This is a genomic window from Lysobacter tyrosinilyticus (genome assembly GCF_054779815.1).
Genome location: NZ_BAAGXN010000004.1, coordinates 108,323 through 134,673, shown reverse-complemented (window position 1 = coordinate 134,673; position 26,351 = coordinate 108,323). Strand labels below are relative to the sequence as shown.

16 protein-coding genes and 1 tRNA gene are annotated in these 26,351 nt (G+C 65.4%); 10 read left to right on the top strand and 7 right to left on the bottom strand.

Features of this window, described 5'->3' with window-relative positions:
* Positions 1-152 precede the first annotated feature (152 nt).
* The gene (locus ACYVGK_RS11295) at positions 153-2,183 is read right to left on the bottom strand and encodes an amidohydrolase family protein (RefSeq protein ID WP_460733722.1); all 2,031 of its coding nucleotides are present in this window, start codon (positions 2,181-2,183) and stop codon (positions 153-155) included.
* Positions 2,184-2,380: 197 nt separating this feature from the next.
* Between ACYVGK_RS11295 and ACYVGK_RS11290 the strand changes: the two genes are divergently transcribed.
* Positions 2,381-3,151 carry a MerR family transcriptional regulator gene (locus ACYVGK_RS11290; RefSeq protein WP_460733720.1) on the top strand — a complete coding sequence of 257 codons (771 nt, stop codon included), beginning with the start codon at positions 2,381-2,383 and terminating at the stop codon, positions 3,149-3,151.
* Positions 3,152-3,245: 94 nt separating this feature from the next.
* Here the strand turns inward: ACYVGK_RS11290 and ACYVGK_RS11285 are convergent, their stop codons facing one another.
* A complete protein-coding gene (locus ACYVGK_RS11285) occupies positions 3,246-3,671 on the bottom strand; it encodes a CBS domain-containing protein (RefSeq protein WP_460733718.1) in 426 nt (141 codons plus the stop codon).
* A 174-nt stretch (positions 3,672-3,845) separates the two neighbouring features.
* On the opposite strand from ACYVGK_RS11285, the gene ACYVGK_RS11280 reads away from it, so the two are divergent.
* The 6 genes from ACYVGK_RS11280 (at position 3,846) to ACYVGK_RS11255 (ending at position 11,041) form a co-directional block, all read left to right on the top strand.
* Positions 3,846-6,071 (top strand): M3 family metallopeptidase, encoded by a 2,226-nt coding sequence (locus ACYVGK_RS11280; RefSeq protein ID WP_460733716.1) that lies wholly within the window; start codon positions 3,846-3,848, stop codon positions 6,069-6,071.
* 224 nt (positions 6,072-6,295) lie between these two features.
* Positions 6,296-6,372, top strand: a tRNA-Arg gene (locus tag ACYVGK_RS11275).
* 58 nt (positions 6,373-6,430) lie between these two features.
* Positions 6,431-7,963: an L-piperidine-6-carboxylate dehydrogenase gene (gene amaB / locus ACYVGK_RS11270; protein WP_460733714.1), complete on the top strand. Its 1,533-nt coding sequence runs from the start codon at positions 6,431-6,433 to the stop codon at positions 7,961-7,963.
* An 18-nt stretch (positions 7,964-7,981) separates the two neighbouring features.
* The gene (locus ACYVGK_RS11265) at positions 7,982-9,040 is read left to right on the top strand and encodes a quinone-dependent dihydroorotate dehydrogenase (protein ID WP_460733712.1); all 1,059 of its coding nucleotides are present in this window, start codon (positions 7,982-7,984) and stop codon (positions 9,038-9,040) included.
* Between the two features lie 19 nt (positions 9,041-9,059).
* Positions 9,060-10,115 (top strand): UDP-N-acetylmuramate dehydrogenase, encoded by a 1,056-nt coding sequence (murB, locus tag ACYVGK_RS11260; protein ID WP_460733710.1) that lies wholly within the window; start codon positions 9,060-9,062, stop codon positions 10,113-10,115.
* Positions 10,115-11,041, top strand: coding sequence for a DMT family transporter (locus tag ACYVGK_RS11255; RefSeq protein ID WP_460733708.1), 927 nt, complete (start codon positions 10,115-10,117; stop codon positions 11,039-11,041). The genes murB and ACYVGK_RS11255 overlap by 1 nt, the downstream gene beginning before the upstream one ends.
* Positions 11,042-11,094: 53 nt before the next feature.
* On the opposite strand, the gene ACYVGK_RS11250 is transcribed toward ACYVGK_RS11255, so the two are convergent.
* The 4 genes from ACYVGK_RS11250 to ispG form a co-directional block, all read right to left on the bottom strand.
* Positions 11,095-12,684: a YadA-like family protein gene (locus ACYVGK_RS11250; protein ID WP_460733706.1), complete on the bottom strand. Its 1,590-nt coding sequence runs from the start codon at positions 12,682-12,684 to the stop codon at positions 11,095-11,097.
* A 94-nt stretch (positions 12,685-12,778) separates the two neighbouring features.
* Entirely contained in the window at positions 12,779-16,144 is a 3,366-nt protein-coding gene (locus ACYVGK_RS11245) for a S8 family serine peptidase (RefSeq protein ID WP_460733704.1), read from the bottom strand.
* A 334-nt stretch (positions 16,145-16,478) separates the two neighbouring features.
* Positions 16,479-17,144 (bottom strand): phosphatase PAP2 family protein, encoded by a 666-nt coding sequence (locus ACYVGK_RS11240; protein ID WP_460733702.1) that lies wholly within the window; start codon positions 17,142-17,144, stop codon positions 16,479-16,481.
* A gap of 50 nt (positions 17,145-17,194) precedes the next feature.
* Positions 17,195-18,427 (bottom strand): flavodoxin-dependent (E)-4-hydroxy-3-methylbut-2-enyl-diphosphate synthase, encoded by a 1,233-nt coding sequence (ispG, locus tag ACYVGK_RS11235; protein ID WP_460734409.1) that lies wholly within the window; start codon positions 18,425-18,427, stop codon positions 17,195-17,197.
* A gap of 132 nt (positions 18,428-18,559) precedes the next feature.
* Between ispG and xseA the strand changes: the two genes are divergently transcribed.
* The 3 genes from xseA to ACYVGK_RS11220 all read left to right on the top strand — a co-directional run bounded on the left by xseA (position 18,560) and on the right by ACYVGK_RS11220 (position 23,285).
* Positions 18,560-19,897 (top strand): exodeoxyribonuclease VII large subunit, encoded by a 1,338-nt coding sequence (gene xseA / locus ACYVGK_RS11230; RefSeq protein WP_460733701.1) that lies wholly within the window; start codon positions 18,560-18,562, stop codon positions 19,895-19,897.
* A gap of 61 nt (positions 19,898-19,958) precedes the next feature.
* The gene (locus ACYVGK_RS11225; RefSeq protein WP_460733699.1) at positions 19,959-21,401 is read left to right on the top strand and encodes an aldehyde dehydrogenase family protein; all 1,443 of its coding nucleotides are present in this window, start codon (positions 19,959-19,961) and stop codon (positions 21,399-21,401) included.
* Positions 21,402-21,464: 63 nt separating this feature from the next.
* Positions 21,465-23,285, top strand: a complete 1,821-nt coding sequence (locus ACYVGK_RS11220; RefSeq protein WP_460733697.1) for a vWA domain-containing protein — start codon at positions 21,465-21,467, stop codon at positions 23,283-23,285.
* A gap of 54 nt (positions 23,286-23,339) precedes the next feature.
* Here the strand turns inward: ACYVGK_RS11220 and ACYVGK_RS11215 are convergent, their stop codons facing one another.
* Positions 23,340-26,258, bottom strand: a complete 2,919-nt coding sequence (locus tag ACYVGK_RS11215; protein ID WP_460733695.1) for a bifunctional diguanylate cyclase/phosphodiesterase — start codon at positions 26,256-26,258, stop codon at positions 23,340-23,342.
* Positions 26,259-26,351: the final 93 nt, after the last annotated feature.

Genomic DNA, 26,351 nt, shown 5'->3' with positions numbered 1-26,351 from the left:
GGTCAGGGCGGCACAGGCCGCCGGGTTCGGGGAGCCAGGACCGCCTTGCCGGTCCTGGCGTTGCGCCGCCGGATGTTACCGCACTGTTAAAGAAGCCGTACCAGTCCGTATCGATCCGCGTCCGTGACCGCCACGGACGCGGATCGGGTACCTCAGTGGCCCGCGCCGACCTTTACCGCCGACACGAACGGCTTGATGCCCATGGCCTCGTGGATCTCGTCCGGGTAGTACGCGGTGTCGCCCTTGATCACCAGCGCGACCTTGCGGATGTCGGAGATGTCGCGGGTCGGATCGCCGTCGATAAGCACGAGATCGGACAGCTTGCCCGGCATGATCGAACCGCGGTCATTGAGCGTGCGCGAATACTTCGCACCGTTCCAGGTCGCCACCTGCAGCGCCTGCGCCGGCGTCAGCCCGGCCCGGACGTACCATTCCAGCTCGCTCTGCACGGTGAAGCCGGGCACCGCGTCGGTACCGGCGACGATCGGCACCCCGGCCTTGTAGAGGCGTCCCACGAACTCGACCATCTTCAGGTACGACTTGTTGTAGCGCTCCCACGTCGCATCGTCGGGGATCTTCATTTCCGCGACTTTCAACCCGCGCTGGACATCCGGCGGCATGTGCTCGGCGACCGGCGCATAGCTCTGCGCGACCTGGCCCGGACGCTGGCGCCAGTACTCGAACGTCGACAGCGTCGGATCGATCACGGTCTTCTTCGCCGCGAGCATCGCGATGAAGTCCTGCACCGGCTTGCTGTCGAAATCCAGGTCGGCCACCTTCTCGGCGGGCAGATAGAAGCGCACCAGGGTGCGCGTGTCGGTCTTCTCATCGACCAGGAAGTTCAACAACACCTGGTTGATGTGCTGGATCTCGTCATAGCCCTGCTCCACCACGTCCTGGGCGCGCATGAAGGCCGGGACGTGCCCGCTCACGCGCAGGCCCTTGCTGTGCGCATAGGCCGCGGTGTCGCGCAGCAGGTCCTTCGGGAAGGAGTTGTAGATCTTCACCTGCGGATAGCCGTGCTCGGCATACCAGTCGACGGCTTTCTTTGCCTCGTCGAGGTTCTTGATCACGAAGCCGTTGCGCGCCGACATCGGGCTTTCGCCCTCGATGAAGCCAGCCGGGACGATGCGCGTCATCAGCAGCGTGCCCGCCTTCTCCTCCGCGAGGATCTGCTGCAACGTGGTGTTGTCGTTGCCCATGTCGCGGACGGTGGTCACGCCGGCAGCGATGTTGAGCCCGCCATCCCAGCGACCCACATGGCCATGCATGTCGAACAGCCCCGGCAGCAGCACGCGTCCAGCGGCATCGACGACCTGGTCGGCCTGCCCCTTGCCGCCAGTGGCGCTGATCGAAACGATGCGGCCGTCACGCACCAGCACATCCGATGCCGGCCCCAGCGTGGCGTGCTCGCTGTCGAAGATACGTGCGTTGCGGATCAGCGTCGCGCCCTTCAGCGGATGCGCGAGGCGCTTCTGGAAGGCGACCAGGGTCTCGCCTTCCGCCTGCTTCTGGCGGGCTTCGAGGGTGGCGCCATTGGACTGCCAACCGTCCTCGATCAGCTGCAGGAAGCCCGGCACGATGAACGCGAACAGACGCGGCGATTCACCCTGCGTCGCCCACGCAAACGTTGGCGTGAGGCCAACGCCGGTGACTGCGAGCAACTGCACCTTCTGCTTCTCGGCGCCATGGTTGACTTCGGCTTCGGCGATCTTGCGCGTGCTCAGCATTCCGTTCGGAATCAGCGGCAGCTTGCCGTCGGGACGCTTGGCGATCGCCGCGAGCGCAACCGAGAAGCCCGCGGGCGTGCCACCAAGTGGCGAATACAACGCGGTGCCATCCACCGTCTGTTCACCCTGGTCCGACGTGGACTTCCACCACGCCTTGCCACCGTCGCGGCCAAACGATTCATCGACCGGCGCGCCAAACGTCGTACTGCCGGTGACGTGGTAGCTGGTGTAAGTACCGTCCGGCGCGAGCTTGAACTCTTCCTTCAATTCGGGACCGCGGCCGTTGTCCTTGAAGATGAAGTCCACGTGGGTCACGCCGTCGTCGCCCGTAGTCACGACCTGGTGACCCGCTTCCTTGCCGTTGTCGACGAGTGCGACATAGCGAAGCGTTTGCGCGGCGTGGGCCGGACTGGCCAGGATCACCGCCAGCGACAGAGCCAATACTCGTTTCATCCTGCTATTCCTTGTCAGGGTCGAATGGAGGCCGCAGCATCGCCGCAAAGCGGCGGCCCCGCCATGGCCAAAGGTTGGGTTTTCCTGTCTCTCACGTTACGGCAGTGCTGAGGCATCCCTGAACCGGGATGGACGTCGCGCTTGACCCTGACGCTGCGTCAGGCCGGAACCTGCGTGCCGCATCGGATCGCACCGCCATGAAACGCCAGCCCCATCTCACCGTCAGCCAGGTCGCCGCCCTCACCCACCTCACGGTGCGGGCACTGCATCACTACGACGCGATCGGGCTGCTGAAGCCGTCGCAGCGCAGCGCGGCCGGCTATCGGCTGTATGACGACGACGACCTGCGCCGTCTTCGCCAGGTCCTGTTGTTCCGGGAACTGGGTTTCGGGCTGGACGCGGTACACGCGCTGATCGACGCCACGCCCGACCGGCAGCGCCAGGCGCTGCTGGAGCAGCGCGCGGTAGTCGACCAGCAACGGCGCCATGCCGAAGCGGTATTGCGTGCGGTCGATGCGACCCTCGACTCATTACAGGAGCAGCGACCCATGACCACCGACAAACTCTTTGAAGGCTTCGAGCAGTTCGAGAACGGCGAATATGCCCGCGAAGCCGAGCAACGCTGGGGCCACACCGAAGCCTGGCAGGAATCCCGCCGTCGCGTCGCCGGTTACAAGCGCGCGGACTGGCAAGCCGCGCAGTCCGAACATGACGCACTGATCGCCGACCTGCGCAGCGCACGCGACGGCGGTGCGGCGCCCGACAGCGAACGCGCCATGGCACTGGCCGAACGCCATCGCCTGCATATCGGCGAGCGCTACTACCCGTGCAGCAATGCGATGCAATGCGGCCTGGCCGATCTTTACGAGACCGATGAGCGCTTCCGCGACTACTACGACCGTCACGGTGCCGGCTTGGCCGCGTATCTGATCGCGGCGATCCGGGCCAATGCGGCAGAACAGCACTAAGTCTCCACCGTTCGTCCTGTAGGTGCCGGGCCTGCCCGGCACTTCGACACCACGAAGCGTCCCGGGCAGGCCCGGGACTACAAAGTGTCAGACGTTAGTGCCGCATCGGCTCCGAGACTTCCTTCACCACTTCCGCCGTCGCTTCGCGCTTGCCGGCCAGTGCCAGGTCGGCGATCGACACGATGCCCGCAAGCCTGCCCTGTGCATCCACCACCGGCACGCGACGGATCTGGTCCGCCTCCATCAGGCAGACGCAGTCGGCCAGGCTGGTTTCGGTGGTCACCGTGCGCACCGGCATGCTCATCGCATCGGCGGCGGTGGCGTCGTTGCTGTTGCGGCCCTCGGCGACGACGCGCATGGCGATGTCGCGGTCGGTCACCACGCCGATCGGATGCTGCGACGCGTCCACCACGGGAATCTGACCGCAGTCGTTGTCGAGCATCATCCGGGCCACGTCGCGCAGGGGCGTGGTAGCGGCGCAGCAGGCCGGGTTGGGAGTCATTACGGACACGACATTCATGGCAGATCTCCGATCAGCGGGCTCCGAGAACGCACCCAGCATGAAAAACCCCCGGTTCTCGTGGCGTGACAGGGTCATGAACGGGGCATCCGGCACCCCTCCGTGCCTTTCGTCATGGGTCCCGGTCAGCCCCCATCGGTTACCCTCCGGCTCCCGTTCCACGAGTCCACCCGAATGTCGCACCGCCTCGCACTCGCCGTCGCCATCGCCCTGGCCGCGGCTTCCACTCCGGCTTTCGCCAAGAAGCCCACCACCGCTCCCACAGTCGTGAACAACCAGGCCAACCCCTTCTTCTCCGACAGCCCGCTGCAGTTCCATTACCCGCAGTTCGACAAGATCAAGGACAGCGACTTCGCGCCGGCCTTCGACCGCGGCATGGCCGAGCAGCTCAAGGAAATCGATGCGATTGCCAATTCGAAGGACGCCCCGACCTTCGACAACACGATTGTGGCGATGGAGAAGAGCGGCCAGATCTATGCCCGTGCGCGCTACGTTTTCGGCAACCTGACCGGTGCCAACACCAATGACGCGCTGGACAAGATCGACGCCGCCTATTCGCCGAAGTTCGCCGCGCACCACGACAGCATCTACCTCAACGACAAGCTGTTCGCCCGCATCAAGGTGCTGTACGGCAAGCGTGCTTCGCTTGGCCTGGACGCCCAGGGCCTGCGCCTCGTGGAGAAGTATTACGAGGACTTCGAACGCTCCGGCGCCAACCTGTCCGCCGCCGACAAGGATCGGGTCAAGGCCATCAACGCACAGGTCGCCAGCCTGCAGACCAAGCTGACTCAGAACGTGCTGGCCGAAGCCAATGACTCGGCCATCATCGTCGACAGCAAGGACGAGCTCGCCGGCCTGTCCGACGAGCAGATCGCCGTGCTGGGCAAGTCCGCCACCGACAAGGGCCTGCCCGGCAAGTACCGCATCGCGCTGCTCAACACGACTCTGCAGCCTCTGTTGGCCGAGTTGGACAACCGCGCCCTGCGCGAGCGCATCCAGAAGGCCTCCATGGCGCGCAATACCCGCGGCAACCAGTGGGACAACACCGCACCGATCGCGGAACTGATGAAGCTGCGCGCCGAACGCGCCGCGATCATGGGCTACCCGAACTACGCCGCATTCGCCCTGGCTGACCAGACCGCGAAGAATCCTGAGGCGGTCAACGCGATGCTGGCCCGCATGGCCCCCGCCGCTGTTGCCAACGCGCGCAAGGAAGGCTCCGAACTGCAGGCGATGATCGACAAGGAACAGAAGGCCAAGGGCCAGCCGAGCTTCCAGCTGGAATCCTGGGACTGGCTGTACTACAGCGAGAAGGTGCGCAAGGCGAAGTACGACTTCGACGAGAACCAGCTCAAACCGTACCTGGAATTCAACAACGTGCTGAACAACGGCGTCTTCTACGCCGCCCACCAGCTCTACGGCCTGACCTTCAAGCGTCGCACCGACCTGCCTGTCTATCAGGAAGACGTGCAGACCTATGACGTGTTCAACGAAGACGGCAGCCAGCTCGCCATCATCATCGTCGATCCCTATGCGCGCGCCTCCAAGCAGGGCGGCGCCTGGATGAGTTCCTACGTCGACCAGTCCGACCTGATGGGGACGCACCCGGTGGTCGCCTTCCACCTCAACGTCACCAAGCCGACGCAGGGCAAGCCCTCGCTGATGACGTGGGACGACGCCAACACGGCCTTCCACGAATTCGGCCATGTCCTGCACGGCATGTTCTCGAACGTGAAGTACCCCTATTTCTCCGGCACCAACGTGCCGCGCGACTTCGTCGAATACCCGTCGCAGGTCAACGAGATGTGGTCCGACTGGCCGTCGATCCTGGCCAACTACGCCAAGCACTGGCAGACCGGCGAGGCAATGCCGAAGGCGTTGCTGGACAAGGTGCTGGCCGCGGCCAAGTTCAACCAGGGCTTCACCACTACCGAATACCTGGGCGCGGCAATGCTCGACCAGAAGTGGCACCAGGTCAGCGCCGACAAGATCCCCGCGGCATCGGGCGTGATGGACTACGAAGCAGCGGCACTGGACTCGGTGGGACTGAACTACAAGGCCGTCCCACCGCGGTACCGCACTCCGTACTTCAAGCACATCATGGAAGGCTACGCAGCCGGCTACTACGCCTACATCTGGTCCGAAGTGCTCGATGCCGACACCGTGTCCTGGGTCAAGGCCAACGGGGGCCTGACGCGCGCCAATGGCGACCGCCTGCGCAGCATGATCCTGTCGCCGGGCGGCAGCGTCGATGCGATGGAACTGTTCGAGAAGTTCTACGGTGGCAAGCCGGACATCCAGCCGCTGCTGGAACGCCGTGGCCTGGTCGCCACGCCCAAGGCGGACGACACCGCGCCGCCGGCCGACGGTGGGAAGGGCAAGAAGAAGCGCGCGAAGTAAGTTTCGCGTTCCTGCACGACAGAACGCCCGGAGCAATCCGGGCGTTTTGTTTTTGACGCTTCGGAATCCGGATGCACCACCGAATCGTCAATTCGCCGAATACCCCCGGCCATGACTCGTCATCCTGGCGAGCTGCGGGATCCTTTTTGAGCTTCGCCAGAGGCGCGGCACCCTGCCCCGGGGTACGGCCTACCGCCGTTCTCTGCGATAATTCCGCGCCTTATGGCCCCGTAGCTCAGCTGGATAGAGCGTCCCCCTCCTAAGGGGAAGGTCGCACGTTCGAATCGTGTCGGGGCCGCCAGTCTTTGCCAGCCGGAAGTCAGTCCGGCCAGCACCTCTTTTCCATTGGAGCTTCCCCCATGACCCACCCTGTCCTCACCGCGCTCGGCCTGACCGATAACGAATCCGGCACCTTCCTCGGCAATGGCCAGTGGGCCACCACCAAGGACGCGGGCGTGCTGGAACCGGTCAACCCGACCACGGGTGAAGTGCTGGGTCGCGTGCAGGCCTCCTCGCAGGCCGACTACGACACCATCATCGAGCGCGCCCAGGCCGTCTACAAAGTCTGGCGCACCACCCCGGCCCCGCGCCGCGGCGAAGCCATCCGCCTGTGTGCCGACGCACTGCGCACCCACAAGGACGCACTGGGTTCGCTGGTCGCGCTGGAAATGGGCAAGTCCAAGCCGGAAGGCGACGGCGAAGTGCAGGAAATGATCGACATCGGCGAATTCGCCGTCGGTCTGTCGCGCCAGCTGTACGGCCTGACCATGCACTCCGAGCGTCCGGGCCACCGCATGTACGAACAGTGGCACCCGATCGGCATCGTCGGCGTGATCTCCGCGTTCAACTTCCCGGTCGCCGTGTGGGCCTGGAACTCGTTCATCGCCGCCATCTGCGGTGACATCACCGTGTGGAAGCCGTCGCCGAAGACCCCGCTCTCCGCGATCGCCGCGATGAAGATCTGCAACGAAGCGCTGAAGAAGGGCGGCTTCCCCGACATCTTCTTCCTGTTCAACGACGCCGGCAGCGAGCTGGCGCAGCAGTTCGTCGACGACAAGCGCGTCCCGCTGATCAGCTTCACCGGTTCGACCAAGGTCGGCCGCATGGTCGGTGAGCGCGTCGCCCAGCGCATGGGCCGCTCGCTGCTCGAGCTCGGCGGCAACAACGCGATCATCGTCGACCAGACCGCCGACCTGAAGCTGGCGATCCCGGCGATCGTGTTCGGCGCCGTCGGCACCGCCGGCCAGCGCTGCACCACCACGCGCCGCCTGTTCGTGCACGAGTCGATGTACGACGAAGTGCTGGGCAAGCTGGTCACCGCGTACAAGCAGGTCGAAGGCAAGATCGGCGATCCGACCGACCCGAAGAACCTGATGGGCCCGCTCAACAGCCAGGATGGCGTCAACGCCTACCTCGATGCGGTCGAGAAGGCCAAGGCCGCGGGCGGCAAGATCGAAACCGGCGGCGCCAAGGTCGAGGGCAAGGGCAACTTCGTCCTGCCGACGATCGTCACCGGCCTGACCAACGAAGACCAGATCGTCCAGCACGAAACCTTCGCGCCGATCCTGTACGTCATGAAGTTCAAGACGATCGACGAAGCCATCGACATGCAGAACGCCGTGCCGCAGGGCCTGTCGTCGGCGATCTTCACCACCAACCTGAAGGCTGCCGAGGCCTTCCTGGCCGCGTCGGGTTCGGACTGCGGCATCGCCAACGTCAATATCGGCACCTCGGGCGCCGAAATCGGCGGCGCCTTCGGTGGCGAGAAGGAAACCGGCGGTGGCCGCGAATCGGGCTCGGATTCGTGGAAGGCTTATATGCGCCGCCAGACCAACACCATCAACTACTCGGATTCGCTGCCGCTGGCCCAGGGCATCAAGTTCGACCTGTAAGCGACGGTCCCAGTGACGATGTACGGACTTGCGCGCCCCTTCCTGTTCGGTCTCGATGCCGAGACCGCGCACGGTGTCGCCTTGTCGGCAATGGAAGCCGCCTATCGCAGCGGGCTCAACCCGCTGCTGTCGCGCAAGCCCGATCCGTTGCCGACCAAGGCCTTCGGCCTGACCTTCCCGAACCCGGTCGGCCTCGCGGCCGGCCTCGACAAGAACGGCGCGCACATCGACGCGCTGTTGTCGCTGGGCTTCGGCTTCGTCGAGATCGGCACGATCACGCCGAAGCCGCAGTCGGGCAATCCCAAGCCGCGCATGTTCCGCCTGCCGGAGCATCGCGCGGTGATCAATCGCCTCGGTTTCAACAACGAAGGCATTGAAGTGCTGGTGCGCAACGTCGAACGCGCACAACGTCGCGGCGGCCTGCTCGGCATCAACATCGGCAAGAACAAGGACACGCCGAACGAAGCGGCCGAAGGCGACTACATGTACTGCCTGTCGCGCGTGTATCCGCTCGCCGACTACGTCACGGTCAACATCTCCTCGCCCAACACCGCCGGCCTGCGCGAGCTGCAGGAAGAACAGGCGCTGCGTCGCCTGGTCGGTACGCTGCGCGAGGAACAGGAACGGCTTGGCGCCAAGCACGGCAAGCGTGTGCCGATGCTGGTGAAGATCGCACCCGACCTGAGCGAGAGCGACGTCGATGCCGCCGCGCGCGTGCTCGCCGATCTCCACGTCGACGGCGTCATTGCGACCAACACCACGATCTCGCGCACGATGGTCGAAGGCGCAGACCACGCCAACGAAACCGGTGGTTTGTCGGGACGCCCGCTGATGGGCGCTTCCACGACGATCCTGCGCATGCTGCGCACGCGCCTGCCCGAATCGATCCCGTTGATCGGCGTCGGTGGCATCGTGTCCGGCGCCGACGCCGCCACCAAGCAGGCGGCCGGTGCGACGCTGGTGCAGCTGTACACCGGCCTGGTCTATAAGGGCCCGGGCCTGGTGCGCGAATGCGTCGAAGCGCTGCGTCGCCGCAAGGAAGCCCCCAGCCGCGGCAACCTGCCGCCTGAAACCTGAGAGCCCAAACTCCGCATCCATGACCGACTCCATCCGCATCGCCCGCGACGCCTCGCTGCAATCGCGCAACACATTCGGCGTCGCAGCTACCGCGCCGGTGCTGGTGGAAGTATCCGACTCGAACGCCCTACCCGCGTTGCTGGCCGACCGCGACTTCGGCGGGCAGCTCTCGCTGGTGCTCGGTGGCGGCAGCAACCTGCTGTTCGCGGGCAACCCCGATGGCGTGGTGCTGGCACTGACCGGCAAGCGCGTCGTCCGGCTCGATCCGCACGACACGACGAGCAATGACGAGAAATCCATCGTGCGTGCCGATGCCGGTGTGGAATGGCACGACTTCGTCATGCGCACGCTGCGCCAGGGCCTGGCCGGACTCGAAAATCTCGCGCTGATTCCCGGCACCGTCGGTGCGGCGCCGATCCAGAACATCGGCGCCTACGGCGCGGAAGTCCGCGAATTCATCCACGCCGTGGAAGCGTTCGAACCCGCGACCGGCCAGATGCTCCGCTTCGACGCGAACGGCTGCGGCTTCGCCTATCGCGACAGTCTGTTCAAGCAGCAACCGGATCGATACATCGTCACCGCGGTGGAATTCGCGTTGTCGCGCACGCCCTCGCTCAAACTCGATTACGCCGGCATCCGCGAAGAACTGGCCAACATGGGCGTCACCGAGCCGACGCCGCAGCATGTCGCCGACGCGGTGATCGCGATCCGTCGGCGCAAACTGCCCGACCCCGCGGTGCTCGGCAACGCCGGCAGTTTCTTCAAGAATCCGATCGTGCCCGCGGCACAGGCCGAGGCATTGAAGTCGGAGCACGAGCCGCTGCCGATGTTCCGGGGCAACGACGAAGGCTCGCGCAAGCTTTCCGCCGCATGGCTGATCGATCAATGCGGCTGGAAGGGACATCGCGAGGGCGACGCGGGCGTGGCGGCTTCGCATGCCTTGGTGCTGGTCAATCATGGCCAGGCCACCGGCATGCAACTGCTGGACCTGGCCCGACGCATCTCCGATTCGGTGCGAACACGCTTTGGCGTGATGATCGAACCCGAACCACGCGTGATTGGCGCCACCTGGTAATGACCCCCCCCACCAAGCCTGCTCCGGCAAACACGCACGTCCAGGCGGCGCTGCTGATGCTGGGCAGCACGGTGTTCTTCGGCCTGATGGCCGTTGCCATCCGGTTGGCCTCGGCTTCGATGCACACCTTCGAAGTCGCCTTCTTCCGCAATTTCTTCGGCTTGCTGGCGACGGCTCCGTTGCTGGTGAAGCACGGCCCCGGCCTGCTGAAGACCACCCAGTGGCGTCGCTACCTGATCCGCTGCGTGATCGGGGTGATCGGCATGTTCTGCGGCTTCTGGGCCATCGGCCACCTGCCGCTCGCGCAGGCCATCGCTCTGTCGTATTCGACGCCGCTGTTCGTCACCATCGCCGCGGTCATCTTCCTGCAGGAACACGTCCGTGCACGCCGCTGGGCCGCGGTGCTGATCGGCTTCGTCGGCGTGATGGTGATCCTGCGTCCGGGCTCGGAAAGCTTCAGCGCGGGCACGTTGGTGGCGCTGGCTGCCGCGGTGTTCAGTGCACTGGTGTCGATCCAGATCAAACAGCTTTCGTACACGGAACCTGCCGATCGCATCGTGGTGTGGACCACCCTGCTATGGGTGCCGATGTCGCTGGTTCCGGCGCTGTTCGTATGGCACTGGCCGCAGGGAATCGCGTGGCTGTGGGTCGCCGCTGCCGGCATTCTCGGCACGACGGCTCACATGCTGTGGACTCGGGCAATCAAGCTGGGAGATGTGTCGGCGCTGACGCCGATCAGCTTCATGCAGTTGCTGGTGGTAGCCGTGCTCGGCTATCTGCTGTTCGATGAAAAGCTCGATCGCTGGACCGCTGTCGGCGCGGCGATCATCTTCGGTGCCAACGCCTATATCGCGCATCGCGAGGCGAAGCTGGCCCGGCAACACGCCACGACGGCGCCGGTGGAAGCTGCCAAGCCGGGCGAATGAATCGCATGCCCGCCGCACCGCGGCGGGCATGCTCACTACTTCAGGCTCCAGCCTTACCAGCCCATGCCCAGGCCCACGCCAGCGGAGCTTTCGCTGTTGCTGAACGCACCGCCCAGGGTGAACGAAGCACGCTCGCCGATCGAACGCTGATAGCCGATCGACAGTGCCTGCTCGCCATTCTGGAAGCCGGCACCGACGGCAACACGGTTCTTGGTGTGGATACCAGCCGCTGCGCTCGACATCTGCACCATGGCCGCGGTCATCGCACCCATGCGATCGATGCGACGATCGGTCTGGCTGAAGCGCCATTCCATGTCACCGCGAAGCTCGTCGATCGCCGCCTGCGGAGCTGCAAGCATCTGGGTGATGCGCGAGTCGGTGTAGGCATTCGCCTGCGACAGCGTATGGGCATCGCCCGCGTCCGCATAGGTCTTCGAAGACGACAGCGTGGCAGCGTCACCGGCATCGGCATGAGCGTTCGCGCTGCTCAGCGTCGCCGCGGCCTTCGTGTCGGTGTAGCCGTTCGCGCTGACCACGGCGTTGGTTGCAGTGGCGAGAGCCGTGTTCGCGGTCGTCTGCGCAGTGGCCGCATTGGTGATGGCCGTGTTGGCGGTGCTCTGCGCGGTCGCGGCATTCGACAGTGCCGTGTCAGCAGTGGTCTGCGCCGTCGCGGCGTTGGTCAGCGCGGTGTTGGCGGTGGTCTGAGCGGCCGCAGCGTTGGTAAGCGCCGTATCGGCGGTCGTCTGGGCCGTTGCAGCGTTGGCCAGCGCCGTGTCGGCAGTCGTCTGCGCGGTGGCTGCGTTCGTGAGCGCCGTGTTTGCCGTGGTCTGCGCCGTGTTCGCGGTCGTCTGGGCCGTTGCAGCATTGGCCAGCGCCGTGTTGGCGGTCGTCTGCGCGGTGGCTGCGTTCGTGAGCGCGGTATTGGCCACGGTTTCCACAGCCTGCAGCTGTCCGTAATTGACAGCATCGGTGGCCTGCGTGCCGGCGGCGACATTCACGATCTGACGCTCGCTTCCAGCCGAACCGACCGACACCGTGTTGGCGCGATCAGCGATCGAGTTCGCACCCAGCGCCACGCTGTTGTTGGCGATGGCTTGAGCCTGGAAGCCGAATGCGCTCGCACTGTTGCTGTTGGCGAAGCTGAAAGCACCAAACGACGAACTGAACTGTCCGCTGGCTTCGCTGAAGACACCGTTGGCGGTCGTCGATTCCGCGGAAGCATTGCTGCCCGCGCCGGTCGCCGTGCTGTTCAGGCCGGTGGCCTGGCTACTGATGCCGGTTGCGGTGCTGAATTCGCCGCTGGCCACCGCGCCATTACCGATCGCAGTCGCACCGAACTGCGTGGCCTGGCTGCCCTGACCAATCGCCGTGCTCTGCTCGCCACTAGCGAGGCTATCCGCGCCAACCGCGGTACTGCCCGTGCCACCGGCCGAACTGTTGTTGCCAACTGCCGTGCTCGCATCGCCATTGGCGCTGGCCCCGGTGCCGCAGGCCGTCGCGGCCGCGCCGGTAGCGGAAGCTCCGCCGGTGCCGGTGCTGATTCCATCATCTAGGACGCAGACTTCGCCTGCGTGTGCAGGTGCCACGGAGGCCACGGCCAACAGGATGGCGGTGGCCAGGACACTACGATGAATGACGTTCAAATTTCTTTCCCCTGGATATTCGTGACAGCCATTGCTGTCCATTCTGAGAACTGCGCCGGACCGGCATTGCCGGTCCGGCATCGTTGCGATTGTTTTACGGCGCCGGGTTCACGGTCAGGCCGATGCGTCCGGCCACCTTGGGCGAGGACGGATCGTTGCTGCTGAAGCAGGCGTAGCCGGCGTAATTGCCAGCCGCCAGGCCCGCGGTGTTGAGCTGGAACTGGACGTTGCTGTTGGCGGTGGAGGCGAGCGTGCCCATGGTCGGCGTCGCGGCACCCAGCCAGGGCGCACCGCACGAGACTTCGCCACGCACTTGCAACGAGAGACCCGGGAAGCTGTTGTTGCTCGCCCAAGCGCCGGCACCGGCGGTGGTGACCGTGATCGTGCGGAACGTGCCGTCGCCGCTCGGCGCGCCGTACCAGGCGAAGCGGTTGGCGAACGTGGAACGCACGCTCACCATCGCCCAGTAGCGGCCGGGCGGCAGCACCACGTTCTGGCCAGCAGCCACCAGGTTCAGACGGATGTTGTTGCCCGTCAGGTCCACGGCCGTGGAAGTCGGCAGCGCGGTGAACGTCCACACCGCCAGATTCGGCGTTTGCAACGGATGGCCTTCCGGATTGCCGCCGACGTCGCGGTAGATGTTCCAGCTCAGGTTGGTGGCCGTGCTACCGAGAGGCTGTCCGCTGACCACGAAGCCTTCCATGAAGAGCGACTTGATCTTGGTCGATTCGGTGAGCACGAAATCATCGGCCGCGTACTGCGCCGCACTACCGGCGGTTGCCGGGTCGGTGAAGGTGGTCGAGCGGAAGCCGCTGGTCACGGCGCCATGGTTGAAGTCGTATGGCGTGTAGGTGCCGACACCGGTGTTATCGACGTTGTAGTTCAGCTTCGAACCGCCGAGGTTGGCGACGTTGAAGGTCGCCGAGCTGTTGTTGCCGGCGGTCAGCGCGACGCTGAGCGACGACGGCGTGAGCGTCAGCACCGGCGGCGGCACCGAGACAGCGATCGGCAGACGCAGCACCGGCTGGTTCGGATTACCGATCGTACCCGGCTGCAGCGTCAGCGAACCGAATGCCCACGAACCGTCGTTCGGCTGCGTGCTGGTGTAGACCGAGATCTTGACCGACTTGCTTTCGCCCGGATTGATCGTGAACAGCGCGGGCGAAACCGTGCCCTTCACTCCAGCCAGCTTCAACGTCCACGACTGACGGAAGCTCAGCGTGTTGCGGAAGACGCGGGTGAACGTGCAGGACTCGGCGCAGCGACCGTTGGCCATGCTCGGCTGGTTGAGGCTGGAAACGTTGCCACCGGTAGCCGGATTGGCCGCGAGGTAGTTGGCCTTGGTTTCGTTCATCACCAGACCCGCGCGTGCGGCCTGGTCCACCTGGATGCGGCCGCTACCCTTTGCGAACGCGTCGGCCGGCGTGATCGAGTCTTCCTTGAACACTTCCTGCTTGGCGGTCATCGCCAGCGCCGACTTCATTTCCGGAACCGTCCAGCTCGGCTGCGCCTGACGGAGCAGGCCCGCTGCACCGGCATGATGCGGCGAAGCCATCGACGTGCCGTTCATGAGATCGACGGCGTTTTCCGAACCAGAGATCGTCGTACCCGACACCACCGCGAGGATGTTGACGCCCGGCGCAGTGACATCCGGCTTGACCAGATCGAAATTGGCGGCCGGACCGCGCGAACTGAAGGAAGCCAGGACATCAGGCGTGGACGGCAGCGGCGACGGCGGATAACCGATCGCGGCAGTCATGCCCGGGTTCGAAACCGAGTAGGCCGCGATGGCATCACCATCGGCCTGGACCACCGAGAACGTCGGGATGGTCGTACCGGGGACCGACGGAAGGATGACGCCCGCCTGGTTGTTGGCGACCACCACGGCAATCGCACCTGCAGCCGCAGCGTTGTTGACCTTGATCGAGAACGAGCAGGTACCACGACGGATCATCGCGATCGCGCCCTGGAACGTGCCGGCCGGATAGGCCGCGCAACCGTCGCTGGTCGTGTTGATGCCAGAGCTGACCGTATACGGCGTGGTGCCCGGCAGAGCTGCCGAATGGGCCACGCCGCCGCTGCCTTCGCTAAGGACGAGGGCCTTCAGCGCATCCGGCACCGTGCCCGGACCGGTGATCTGCATCAGGTAGGCGAAGCTGCCTCGCGTATGCGTGGCTGCAGCCGTCGAACCCGTCCACGGTTCGTGGTGACCCATGGTGTTCGGGCCCGGGCCGCTGTTGCCGGCCGAAGTCGCGACATAGATGCCCGCATCCACGGCATTGAGGAACGCCAGCGAAACGGCATCGCTCCACGGCTGTGCACCGCCGCCGACGGAGAAGTTGATGACGTCGACGATGCCATCGGCCACGGCCTGATCGACCGCAGCGGCCGACGAGGTGTTCGGGCACGAGCCCTGACCGGTGGAGATCGTGGTGTAGCAGACGTCGTAAGCAATGATGTTCGCGTGCGGGGCGACGCCCGAAATGCGCACGGTCGTGCCCTTGTACACCGCGTCGCGACGGTTGCCGCCCGAGGTCGATGCGGTATGGCTGCCGTGCGAGTTGGTGTCGCCGAAACCGGGTTCCTCGCGGACACCGGCCGCGCCGCAGGCGTTGCCAGGCGCAGCGCAGACGAAGTCGTAGCCGCCGATCAGCTTGTCGTTGCAGCGACCTGCGTCGACGCCACCCGGAGCACACGTACCCAGATAGTTGCCAGCACCCAGCGGATTGACCGCCTGGTAGCCGTCGACCGGTCCGACTGCGGCGAACGACGGGCTGCCGAAGTTGATGCCGGTATCGATGATGCCGAACACGACGCCTTCGCCCTGGAACGCGCCGGTGGCTCCCGGATTGGTGCCATTCCAGATCGGCTCGGCGCCGATCAGGCGCGGACCGACGTCCGAATCGAGCTTGTATTCGCGATATTCCTCGACCAGCGCGACTTCCGACAGCTGGCGCACGCGGGCGGCTTCAGCCGAGGTGAGATCCATGACGTCGGCATTCAACGCATGCTGCATGCGGCCGTGGACCTTCAGGCGGCGACCCAGCACGCGGCTGATCCGGATTTCATGATCGAGCTGCTGGCGCTCGAGATAGCGCACGTAGCCGCGAGCCTGCGGACTTCTGACGTCCATGCGGCTGGTTCCGCGACCACTACCGAAAGTGCGAGCGCCTGCAATGCTCCTGGTGGTGGCGAGCTTGGGTGCTGCCGGCAGGCCGGCGACATTGCCGTGATAGCCGGCCAGCGCATCTTCGCGGTAGACGACGATGTAACGGGAAGACGCTTCGTCCCTCCCATCCGGATTGGCATTCGGCACAGTCCCGCCCGTGCGTCCGGCGCTCGGTGCAACGGAACCTGCAGACGACCTTCCTCCTGAAGGCGTGGATAAAACGGCCGCACCTGCGGCCGCCATCAGCGCGCACATCGTTATGCCGAGCACGCCCTTCTTGCTCATGGACATCTTCGCTACCCCTAAATGAAAAGACACGACACCCACGGCCCGAAGACCGCGGGATTGCTTCAAGACGGGAGTTCTTCCCTGAGAGAGGGCAAGCGGGGCCCATACACGCTTGCCGTTTGTCGGTCCCCCCGAACCTGACAAGCGGACACCATACGGATGTGGAAGAAAATTGCTTGCTGCAGAGCAGCACGAATTGTGACGGCTTCAGCCTAAAAAGCGGTCAAATGGCAAAGTTTTCTAAGAACCAACTTGACATGAGCGGCGCAAAAGGTTTGCCGCCAGCAACTTTCACTTCAATCAAATCGGAGTGGCGCTGGATCGCGCGTGACCCAAGTCATGGCTTGGGAAGCGGGGATTCCTGCCAGGGATGCCGGTGATGGAAGGCAACCAGATAACAGGCAGCCGGCCACACCGCACCAACGGCCCAGCCGGCCAGTACATCGGAGGGATAGTGCACCCCCATGTACAGCCGCGAGACGCCTACCAGGGCAGTGAATACACTCATGAACGCCAACACCGGCCAGCGCCAGCGGGTACGCCAGGCCAGCAGGCCCAACACCCACGTCAGGGTCATCGTCGCCATGGCATGGCCGCTGGGAAAGCTGTAGCCGGGGTAATGCAGCATCGGCTCCCACAGGTCCGGGCGTGGTCGTGCAAACGCATCCTTCAGCACGCCGTTGAGCCAGATCGATCCCCCCAGCGCCACGAATGCGAACAGCCCCTCACGCCAACGGCGGCGAACGAGCAGCGTCAGCGTGAGCAGGATGTCGAACGGGACCACGCCATGACTGAAACCCAGATGGCTGATCCAGAGGAAGGCCCGATCCATGACCGGGCCCGCCCACGAGTGCGTCCATTGCATCGCGGGGATATCGAACGAAAACCGCGCGCTGGCATCCACACTCACCGCCAGCGATGCGAAAGCTGCGAGCGGCAGGAGCAAGCCGATCAGCAACAGGGTCAGGCGCCGTCGACGGCGCGCGGAATCGTGTCGATTCAAGCGGACATTCCTTTCGTGTCGCGCGGGAGCGCCCTGCCCCCGGCCCGGGATCAGTCGCGCGCTGCGCCGTAACGGCGCTCGACGTACTGGTCAATCAGCTCGACGAACTCGTTGGCGATATTTTCACCACGCAAGGTGACGGTCTTCTCGCCGTCCTCGAACACCGGCGCGGATGGCGCCTCGCCCGTACCCGGCAACGAGATGCCGATATTGGCGTGGCGCGACTCGCCGGGGCCATTGACCACGCACCCCATCACCGCCAGCGTCAGATTTTCCGCACCGGGGTGGGTGACCTTCCATTCCGGCATCTTCGCGCGCACATGCTCCTGCACTTTCTTCGCGAGCTCCTGGAAGAACGTGCTGGTGGTGCGACCGCAACCCGGACAGGCCGTGACCATCGGCGTGAACGCACGCAGGCCGATGGTCTGCAGCAGTTCCTGCGCGACGATGACTTCGGTGGTGCGCGACTGGCCAGGCTCCGGCGTCAGCGAGATGCGGATGGTGTCGCCGATGCCTTCCTGCAGCAGCACGCCGAGCGCCGCACTGGACGCGACGATGCCCTTGCTGCCGATGCCGGCTTCGGTCAGGCCCAGGTGCAGGGCGTAGTCGCCACGGCGCGCGAGCTCGCGATAGACGGCGATGAGTTCCTGCACGCCACTGACCTTCGCGCTCAACACGATGCGGTCCTTGGGCAGACCGAGCTCGACCGCGCGCGCCGCCGAATCCAGCGCCGAGCGGATCAGGGCTTCGCGCAGTACTTCGGCAGCGTCGAGCGGCTCGGCGAGCTTGTGATTTTCGTCCATCAGTTGCGCCGCGAGCGCCTGATCCAGCGAGCCCCAGTTGGCGCCGATGCGGACCGGCTTGCCGTAACGGATCGCGAATTCGATCAGGGTCGCGAACTGCGTGTCCTTCTTCTTGCCGAAACCGACGTTGCCGGGATTGATGCGGTACTTCGCCAGCGCCTCGGCACAGGCCGGCTCGTTGGTCAGCAGCTGATGGCCGTTGTAGTGGAAGTCGCCAATGATCGGCACGTGCACGCCCATCATCGCCAGCTTCTCGACGATGCGCGGCACCGCGGCCGCGGCTTCGGGCGTGTTGACGGTGACGCGCACCAGTTCGGAACCCGCGCGCCACAGCTCGGCGACCTGCTTGGTGGTCGAAGCGACGTCAGCGGTGTCGGTGTTCGTCATCGATTGCACCACCACCGGCGCGTTGCCACCCACCTGCACGCCCCCCACGGTGACGGCGCGGGTGTTGCGGCGGGGTTGCGGGCCGAAGGCCATGCCGGCGCAGGGCGCGGCGGAAGCGAGATCGAGAACGGAATTCATGGGCCTATTGTACTGGCGGCGTGACCCGACGGCCCCGCTGCGGTACCGTGGGCCGCCGTGCAGTCGGCAGGGCCAAAGCCCTAGTTCATGAATCAAGACGACGCCAGCAACGTCCTGACGCCTTCCCAGCTCAACACGCTGGCCAGGGACCTGCTGGAAGGCACGTTCCCGCTGATCTGGGTCGAAGGCGAGCTCGGCAACGTCTCCCGCCCCTCCTCCGGCCACCTGTACTTCGTGCTGAAGGACGAGCGCGCGCAGGTCCGCTGCGCGATGTTCAAGCCCAAGAGCAGCTGGCTCAAGTTCATCCCCCGCGAAGGCGTGCACGTACTCGCGCGCGGCCGGCTGACCTTGTACGAGGCACGCGGCGAGTACCAGCTGGTGCTCGACCACATGGAGGAAGCTGGCGAAGGCGCGTTGCGACGGGCCTTCGAGGAACTCAAGGCGAAGCTGGCCGCCGAAGGCCTCTTCGACAGCGAACGCAAGCGCCCCCTGCCCCAGTTCGCGCGGCGCATCGGCGTGATCACCTCGCCCAGTGGCGCCGCGGTACGCGACGTGCTCAGCGTGCTGGCTCGGCGCTTTCCACTGGTGGAAGCGGATGTGCTGCCTGTGCAGGTGCAGGGAGCCGCCGCGGCCGCGCAGATAGTTTCGATGCTGCAGCGAGCAGCGACCTCTGGCCGCTACGACGTGCTGGTGCTCGCCCGCGGTGGCGGATCGCTGGAAGATCTGTGGTCGTTCAACGATGAGCGTCTGGCGCGTGCGATCGCCGCCTCCCCGGTGCCGGTGGTCTCGGCCGTGGGCCATGAGACCGACTTCAGCCTCTCCGACTTCGCGGCCGACCTGCGTGCACCAACCCCCTCGGTCGCCGCCGAACTTCTGGTCCCGAGCCGCGACGACCTGGCACGGCGTGTACGCATGTTCGATGCGCGCCTGCACAACCTGCAGGCGCAGCATCTGCGCGCGGCCATGCAACGCGCCGATCGTGCCGCTCTGCGACTGAATGCGCTGAGCCCGCGCGCCCGTCTTGATGCGCTGCGCCGGCGCCAGGCCGACGCCGTGCGGCGCCTCAACGCGGCCTGGCAACGACGCCTGGAACGCGAACGCGCCCGGGTGCGTCACGCCGATGCGGTCCTGCGCGCCGCGCATCCGCAACGCCGCATCGCGCGCCTGCGCGAACGATTGGCGGCGCTGTCGTCACGGCCACAAGTGGCGATCGTGCGGCGACTGGGCAACGAAACCCTGCGCCTGCGTGGACTGGCGCGTTCGCTGGAAGCCGTGAGCCCACTGGCTACCGTGGCACGCGGCTACACGATCCTGCGTCATCCCGATGGTCGCGTGGTACGCAGCGTGCTCGATGCGGCGCCGGGTGATCGCCTCGAGGCACGCCTGTCGGATGGCACCTTGCCTTTGAAGGTTGCCGAACCGTAGACGATGCACGCCCGGCTTCCACGGGACATGGTTTAGGCTGCAGGAACTAAGGAGGGTTCACATGCTTGCCAAGCCCGCTCTCGCGAAGAATTACCCTTACTACCTCGCCAACCAGCCGGTCAGCGCGAAGCAGGAACTGGACGTCCTCGACAAGTACACCGGCAAGCGCGCCACGCGCGTGGCATTGGCCGATGCGGCCGCGGTGCGCAAGGCGATAGTCGCGGCGCACAAGGCACGCGAAGCGATGGCAGCATTTCCGCCCGATGCGCGCCGCGATGTACTCGAGCACTGCGTGCGCCGCTTCAACGAGCGCTTCGAAGAACTCGCCCAAGCCCTATGCATCGAGGCAGGCAAACCGATCAAGGACGCGCGCGGCGAAGTCACCCGCCTGATCGACACGTTCCGCATTGCCGCCGGCGAAGCCACGCGAAATGCGGGCGAGCTGCTCGAACTGCAGATTTCGCCCCGCGCCCGCGGCTATCGCGGCATGGTCAAGCGCGTGCCGATCGGCGTGTGCAGCTTCATCACCCCGTTCAACTTTCCGCTCAACCTGGTCGCGCACAAAGTGGCCCCCGCAATCGCCGCGGGTTGTCCGTTCGTACTCAAGCCGGCGGACAAGACACCGATTGGCGCGCTGATCATCGCGGAGATTCTGGCGGAGACGAATCTTCCGAAGGGTGCGTTCTCGGTCGTGGTCTGCACTACCGACGACGCTGCCGCGCTGGTCGAGGACGAACGAATCGCCCTGCTCAGCTTCACCGGCGGCCTGATCGGCTGGGACCTGAAGACACGTGCGGGCCGCAAGAAGGTGACCCTGGAGTTGGGCGGCAATGCCGCCTGCATCGTCGATGCGGATCCCGGTGCATCGCTGGACCATGTCGTCGAGCGCCTCGTCTTCGGCGCCTATTACCAATCCGGCCAAAGTTGCATCAGCGTGCAGCGGATCTACGCGCATGTGGACATCTACGACAAGCTGCGGCGCAAGTTGAAGGCTGCGGTCGGGAAGCTGCGCATGGGCGATCCGCGCGATGAAAAGACGTTCATCGGCCCCATGGTCAACGACGAAGCCGCCCAGCGGGTGGAGAACTGGATCGCCGCCGCGCGCAAACGGGGGGCGAAGCTGCTCGCCGGCGGTGCGCGCGAACGCAACATGCTGCCGGCGGCATTGCTGGAGAAGGTGCCGCACGACAGCGACCTCTATCGCAAGGAAGCCTTTGGTCCGGTCGCGATGATCGAACCGTTCGACGACTTCGACGATGCACTGGATCGCGTCAACGACAGCGACTTCGGCCTGCAGGCGGGCGTGTTCACGGGCAACCTCGCGCATGCGATGCGCGCATGGGATCGGCTCGAGGTCGGCGGCGTGATCGTCGGCGACGTACCGAGCTTCCGTGTCGACAACATGCCCTACGGTGGCGTGAAGCACTCGGGACTGGGTCGCGAAGGCGTGCGTTACGCCATCGAAGACATGACCGAGCAACGGTTGCTGGTGATCAGGTCGTGACCCGATAACCCCACTCACGAGGGCCAGGCGTTTCCATCGGCAACCCAGCCGCGGAGACGCACCATGCAACGCTCGCCCCAGCCGCACCGCCTCGCCCTTGCCCTCGGCCTTGTCCTGGCCCTGGGCGCCTGCAGTACCACCAACAGCAGTCTGAGCAGTTCGGAAGAAGCCGATGCCGCCTCCGCGGCGGATGCCGCAGCGGCAACTGGCGCGTTGCAAGCACGGCGCGAACGCGCGCCCAGCGAAGCGGAGCGAAAGGCCGGCGTAGTCGCCCCGACCTCCCCACCGGCCCCCGTGCTCAGCGAGGCGTATGCGCCCGCCGTGAGTCTGGATCGTGTCGACGCCACCGGCTCACGCATCTCGAGCAATCAGGTCGCGCCACCTCCACCGCCCGCGCAGGTAAAGATGGCCGTGATCGCGCAGCCGCTGCTGCAGCCTGCCAACACCGAAAAGTACGCGCACAACGAAGACAATCCGGTGCACCGCACCTCCGAACAGCCGGTGTCCACCTTCTCCATCGATGTCGATACCGGCAGCTACAGCAACGTGCGCCGCATGCTAGCCGAGAACGTGCGTCCGCCGACGGATGCGGTGCGCGCGGAGGAATTCATCAACTACTTCGACTACGGCCATCCCGCGCCAACGTCGCGCGAAACACCGTTCCGCGTGACCACCGAGCTTGCTCCCGCGCCGTGGAACAGCAAGCGCCAGCTGCTGATGATCGGCATCAAGGGCTACGACGTGCCGAAGGCGGCGCTGCCGCCAGCCAATCTCGTGTTCCTGATCGACACATCGGGCTCCATGCAGGATCCCGACAAGCTGCCGCTGGTGAAGGACGCCCTGCGCCAGCTGGTGAAGCAGTTGCGCCCCCAGGACCGCGTGTCGATGGTGGTGTACGCGGGCTCGGCGGGGCTGGTGCTGCCGCCGACTTCCGGTGCGCAACGCGATGACATCCTCGGCGCCCTCGACCGCCTGGAAGCCGGGGGCAGCACCAACGGTGGCGACGGCATCCGCCTGGCCTATGCGATGGCGAAGCAGGCGTACATCAAGGGCGGCGTCAACCGCGTGATCCTTGCCACCGACGGCGATTTCAACGTCGGCACGGTCGACCAGAACGCACTGGAAACCCTGGTCGCCGACCAGCGTAAGAGTGGCATCGCGCTGACCACGCTCGGCTTCGGCCAGGGCAACTACAACGACCAGCTGGCCGAGAAGCTGGCCGACGTCGGTGACGGCAACCACGCCTACATCGACACGCCGATGGAAGCCCGCAAAGTACTGGTGCAAGAGATGGGTTCAACCCTGCTCACGATCGCCAAGGACGTGAAGATACAGATCGAGTTCAATCCGGCGGTGGCAGCGGAATACCGCCTGATCGGCTACGAGAACCGCATCCTCAATCGCGAGGACTTCGCTAACGACAAGGTCGATGCCGGCGACATCGGAGCCGGACATGAAGTCACGGCCCTGTATGAAATCACTCCGGTCGGCTCGGGCGCGGATCGTGTGCCGGCATTGCGCTACGGACAGGAAACCAAATCATCCGAGCCTGCCGGCAAGGCCCGCGAACTGGCGCACCTGCGGTTGCGCTACAAGCGACCGGGCGAAGACACGAGCCGGCTGATCGAAACACCGATCCTGCGTTCGCAGCTCGTCGCCTCACCGGACGAATCGCTGCGCTTTGCCAGCACCGTGACCGCCTTCGCGGACGCGCTGCGCGGCGGCAAGCAGATCGGACAATGGGGCTGGAAAGACATCGCTGCTTCGGCGAAGCGCTCAGTCGGCGCGGATCCGTGGGGGCAGCGCAAGGAATTCGTCCAACTGGTCGAGCAGGCGCGCAAGCTCACTTCGCCAGACGGCGTGGCCGTCAACGTCAGCGAGTAACTGCGGTTATGTGGGGTGCCGGATTCCGGCACCCCAAGGAGTATCGACGCCGAATCAGCGCACCAACGGCGCGAGTGGCAGCAGTTCTTCGGCAGGCCGGCCAAACAGGAAGCCCTGTCCGTGCTGGCAACCGAGTTCGCGCAGGATGATCCGCTGCGATTCGCTCTCCACGCCTTCAGCAATGGTATGGATGCCGAGGGAACCGGCCAATGCCTGGATTGCACGAACCACCGCCATGCTTTCCGGCCGCGTATCGCCGACCAGGCCGGAGACGAAGCTGCGATCCACCTTGAGGCATTCCAGCGGGAACCGGTGCAGATAGGAGAGCGCAGAAAAGCCGGTACCGAAATCGTCCAGTTGCGCCAGCACACCGTTGCTACGCAACGTCCTCAGCGTGCGCAGGGCACGAGCCGTGTCGTCGAGCAGCGCGCCCTCGGTGATCTCGATGCGCAGGCGGTGCGGATTCGCACCGGCTTCGTCGAGCAGATGCAGCAGCCGCTCGGCGAAATCCGGCGCCAGGAAGTGGCGTGGCGACACGTTCACGGAGATGTAGCCGAATTCCTCACGGGCCAGGCGTTTGGCCACCTGCGCGTACATCAGCCAATCGACTTCCTCGATCAGGCCACTGTCTTCGCCCAGGCCGATGAACTCGGCCGGCGCCAGCAGCCCACGCTTCTCGTGGCGCCAGCGCAGCAGCGCCTCATGACCGATCACGCGACGATCGCTGAGCCGCACGATCGGCTGGTAGTAGGCGACGAAGTCGTCGCTGTTGATCGCGCGGCGCAGATCCGCTTCCAGGTCGAGGATGCGCATGGCTTCCTCGCGCATCGCTTCGTCGAACACCGCGCAGCCGTTGCGACCGCTGGCCTTGGCGCGATACATCGCCGCGTCGGCGTCGCGCAGCAACTCGGCGCCGTTCTGATAACGCGGGTTCCAAGCCGCAATACCCACGCTCGCCGACGGGAATACTTCGCGCCCGGCTATCCAGAGCGGTTCGCCCAGCGCCACCAGCACGCGACGCGCCAGGTCTTCGGCAATCTGCAGGTCATCGATGTCGCTGATGAGGATGGCGAATTCGTCACCGCCCAATCGCGCGACGGTGTCGCAACCGCGCACGGTGGCAACGATGCGCCGGCCGGCCTCGATCAGCAGCTCGTCGCCGGCCGCATGCCCCACGCTGTCGTTGACCAGCTTGAAGCGGTCCAGATCGAGGAACAGCACCGCGAATTGCCGAGCGGAGGTATGCCCTTGCAGCGCTTCGGCCTGCGCCCGCGCAATTGCGGCCGCGAGCCGCTCCAGCAACTGGCTGCGATTGGGCAATCCGGTCAGCGCATCGTGTCGCGCCTGATGGGTGAGCTGCTGCTCGGCACGCAGGCGTTCGCCGATCTGCGACAGCAGTTCGGCGTTGGCCTGGGCCAACTCGCGTGTGCGTGAAGTAACGCGCTGCTCGAGTTCGCTGTGCGCGATCAGCAACCGGTCCTGCGCCTGCTTGCGCGCCAGACCGATACCGATGTGATGCGCTACGAAGGTCAACAGTTCCTGGTCGCGGCTGGTGAAGCTGATGGCGGGCGAATAACTCTGCACCGCGATGACGCCGACAACCATGTCATCGCGGAACAACGGAACACCCAGCCAGCAGTGGGCCAGCGCGCCCTGGCTGCGGACTTCGCCCGTCTGTTGCAATTCCTGGATGTGCGGTCGCTCTGCAAGCAGCGCACGACCCTGCGTGATCACGTATTCAGTCAGGCCCTTGGCGAACTGGCGCGTCTGCCGAGCCGCATCGCGCTCGTCGATCGAGTACGGGAACTCGATCATCGCGCCATCTTCGGACACCAGCGCGATGTAGAAATTGCGCGCGTACAGCAGCTCGCCGACGACATCGTGGACCTGGGCGTAGAAGCGCTCCAGCGTGTCGGAAGTGATCGACAGCTCCGCGATGCGGAACAACGCGCGTTGCAGGCGCTCGCCGCGCTGGCGCTCGACGATCTCGGCCTGCAGGTCGCGGTTGCTGTGCTGCAGCGCCCGGGTCCGCTCCTCGACGCGACGTTCGAGATCATCGCGCGCGCGACGACGGTCGAGGGCGGTGAGGATGTGCTGGGCGACATAGCTCAGCAGCGCCAACTCTTCGTCGCTGTAGACATCGGGCCGGTCGTAGCTCTGCACCACGACGGCGCCGCAGACGCGATCGTCGCGACGCATCGGCACGCCCAGCCAGTCCTCCGCGTCCGGACCATGCGCCATGTCGCTGGAAACGCTGAAGTGTGCGCGCAACTGGCGCGATGGCCCCAGCATCGGCTCGCCCAGGCGCAACAGTGCCAGGGTCATGCTGTTCGAAATATCGATGGCCGGAATTTCGAGCGACGGATCCGCCACGTAGGGATCCTGCCGGTCCGCGAAATAGAGGAAGCGGAGCGAATCGCGCACGTCGTCGTACAACACGATGAAGAGATTCTCGGCATACATCAGGCCGGCGACGATGGCGTGGATCCGTCGCAGCATGTCGGCCATTTCCAGATCGGAGCCGGCCAGATCGGCGATTTCGTAAAGGGCCTGCTGAAGGCGCTCGGATTTTTCGAGGAGGGAAGCGCGGGCCTTCGCCTCGGCGGCGGACAGATGAGCGGCGACCAGCATCTGCGCCATGGCCATCCAGCCGCGACGCGCGCACTGCGGCATGGTTTCCGGAACGTGCGCGACGATCGCGGCACGCATCTCGCCTCCGCCATCCCAGACCGACGCCATGGTCTGTGCGTCTTCGACGGGCGAGCCCGTGACGATGCATCGGTCCGCGATCTCATGCAGGCGACCGTGCACATCCTCCGACACGGAAAAGCCGGGGGTGCCCACGTCATCACGCCAGCGGATCAGCACCTGGGAGCCAGCGGGCAGGCCCTGCTGGAGAACTTCAGCCAGCACATGACTGCCGCTGCCCTCTGCCGGCTCCTCGAACTTGATCCTTGTCGCTGATCGCTGCACTAGCCCCCAACCTCGCCTTAACGATCCCGTCCAGCATAACCCCAGCCGGGGGCCGTGTTGGAAGACCAACCCCACCCCGACCGCCCGACCGTT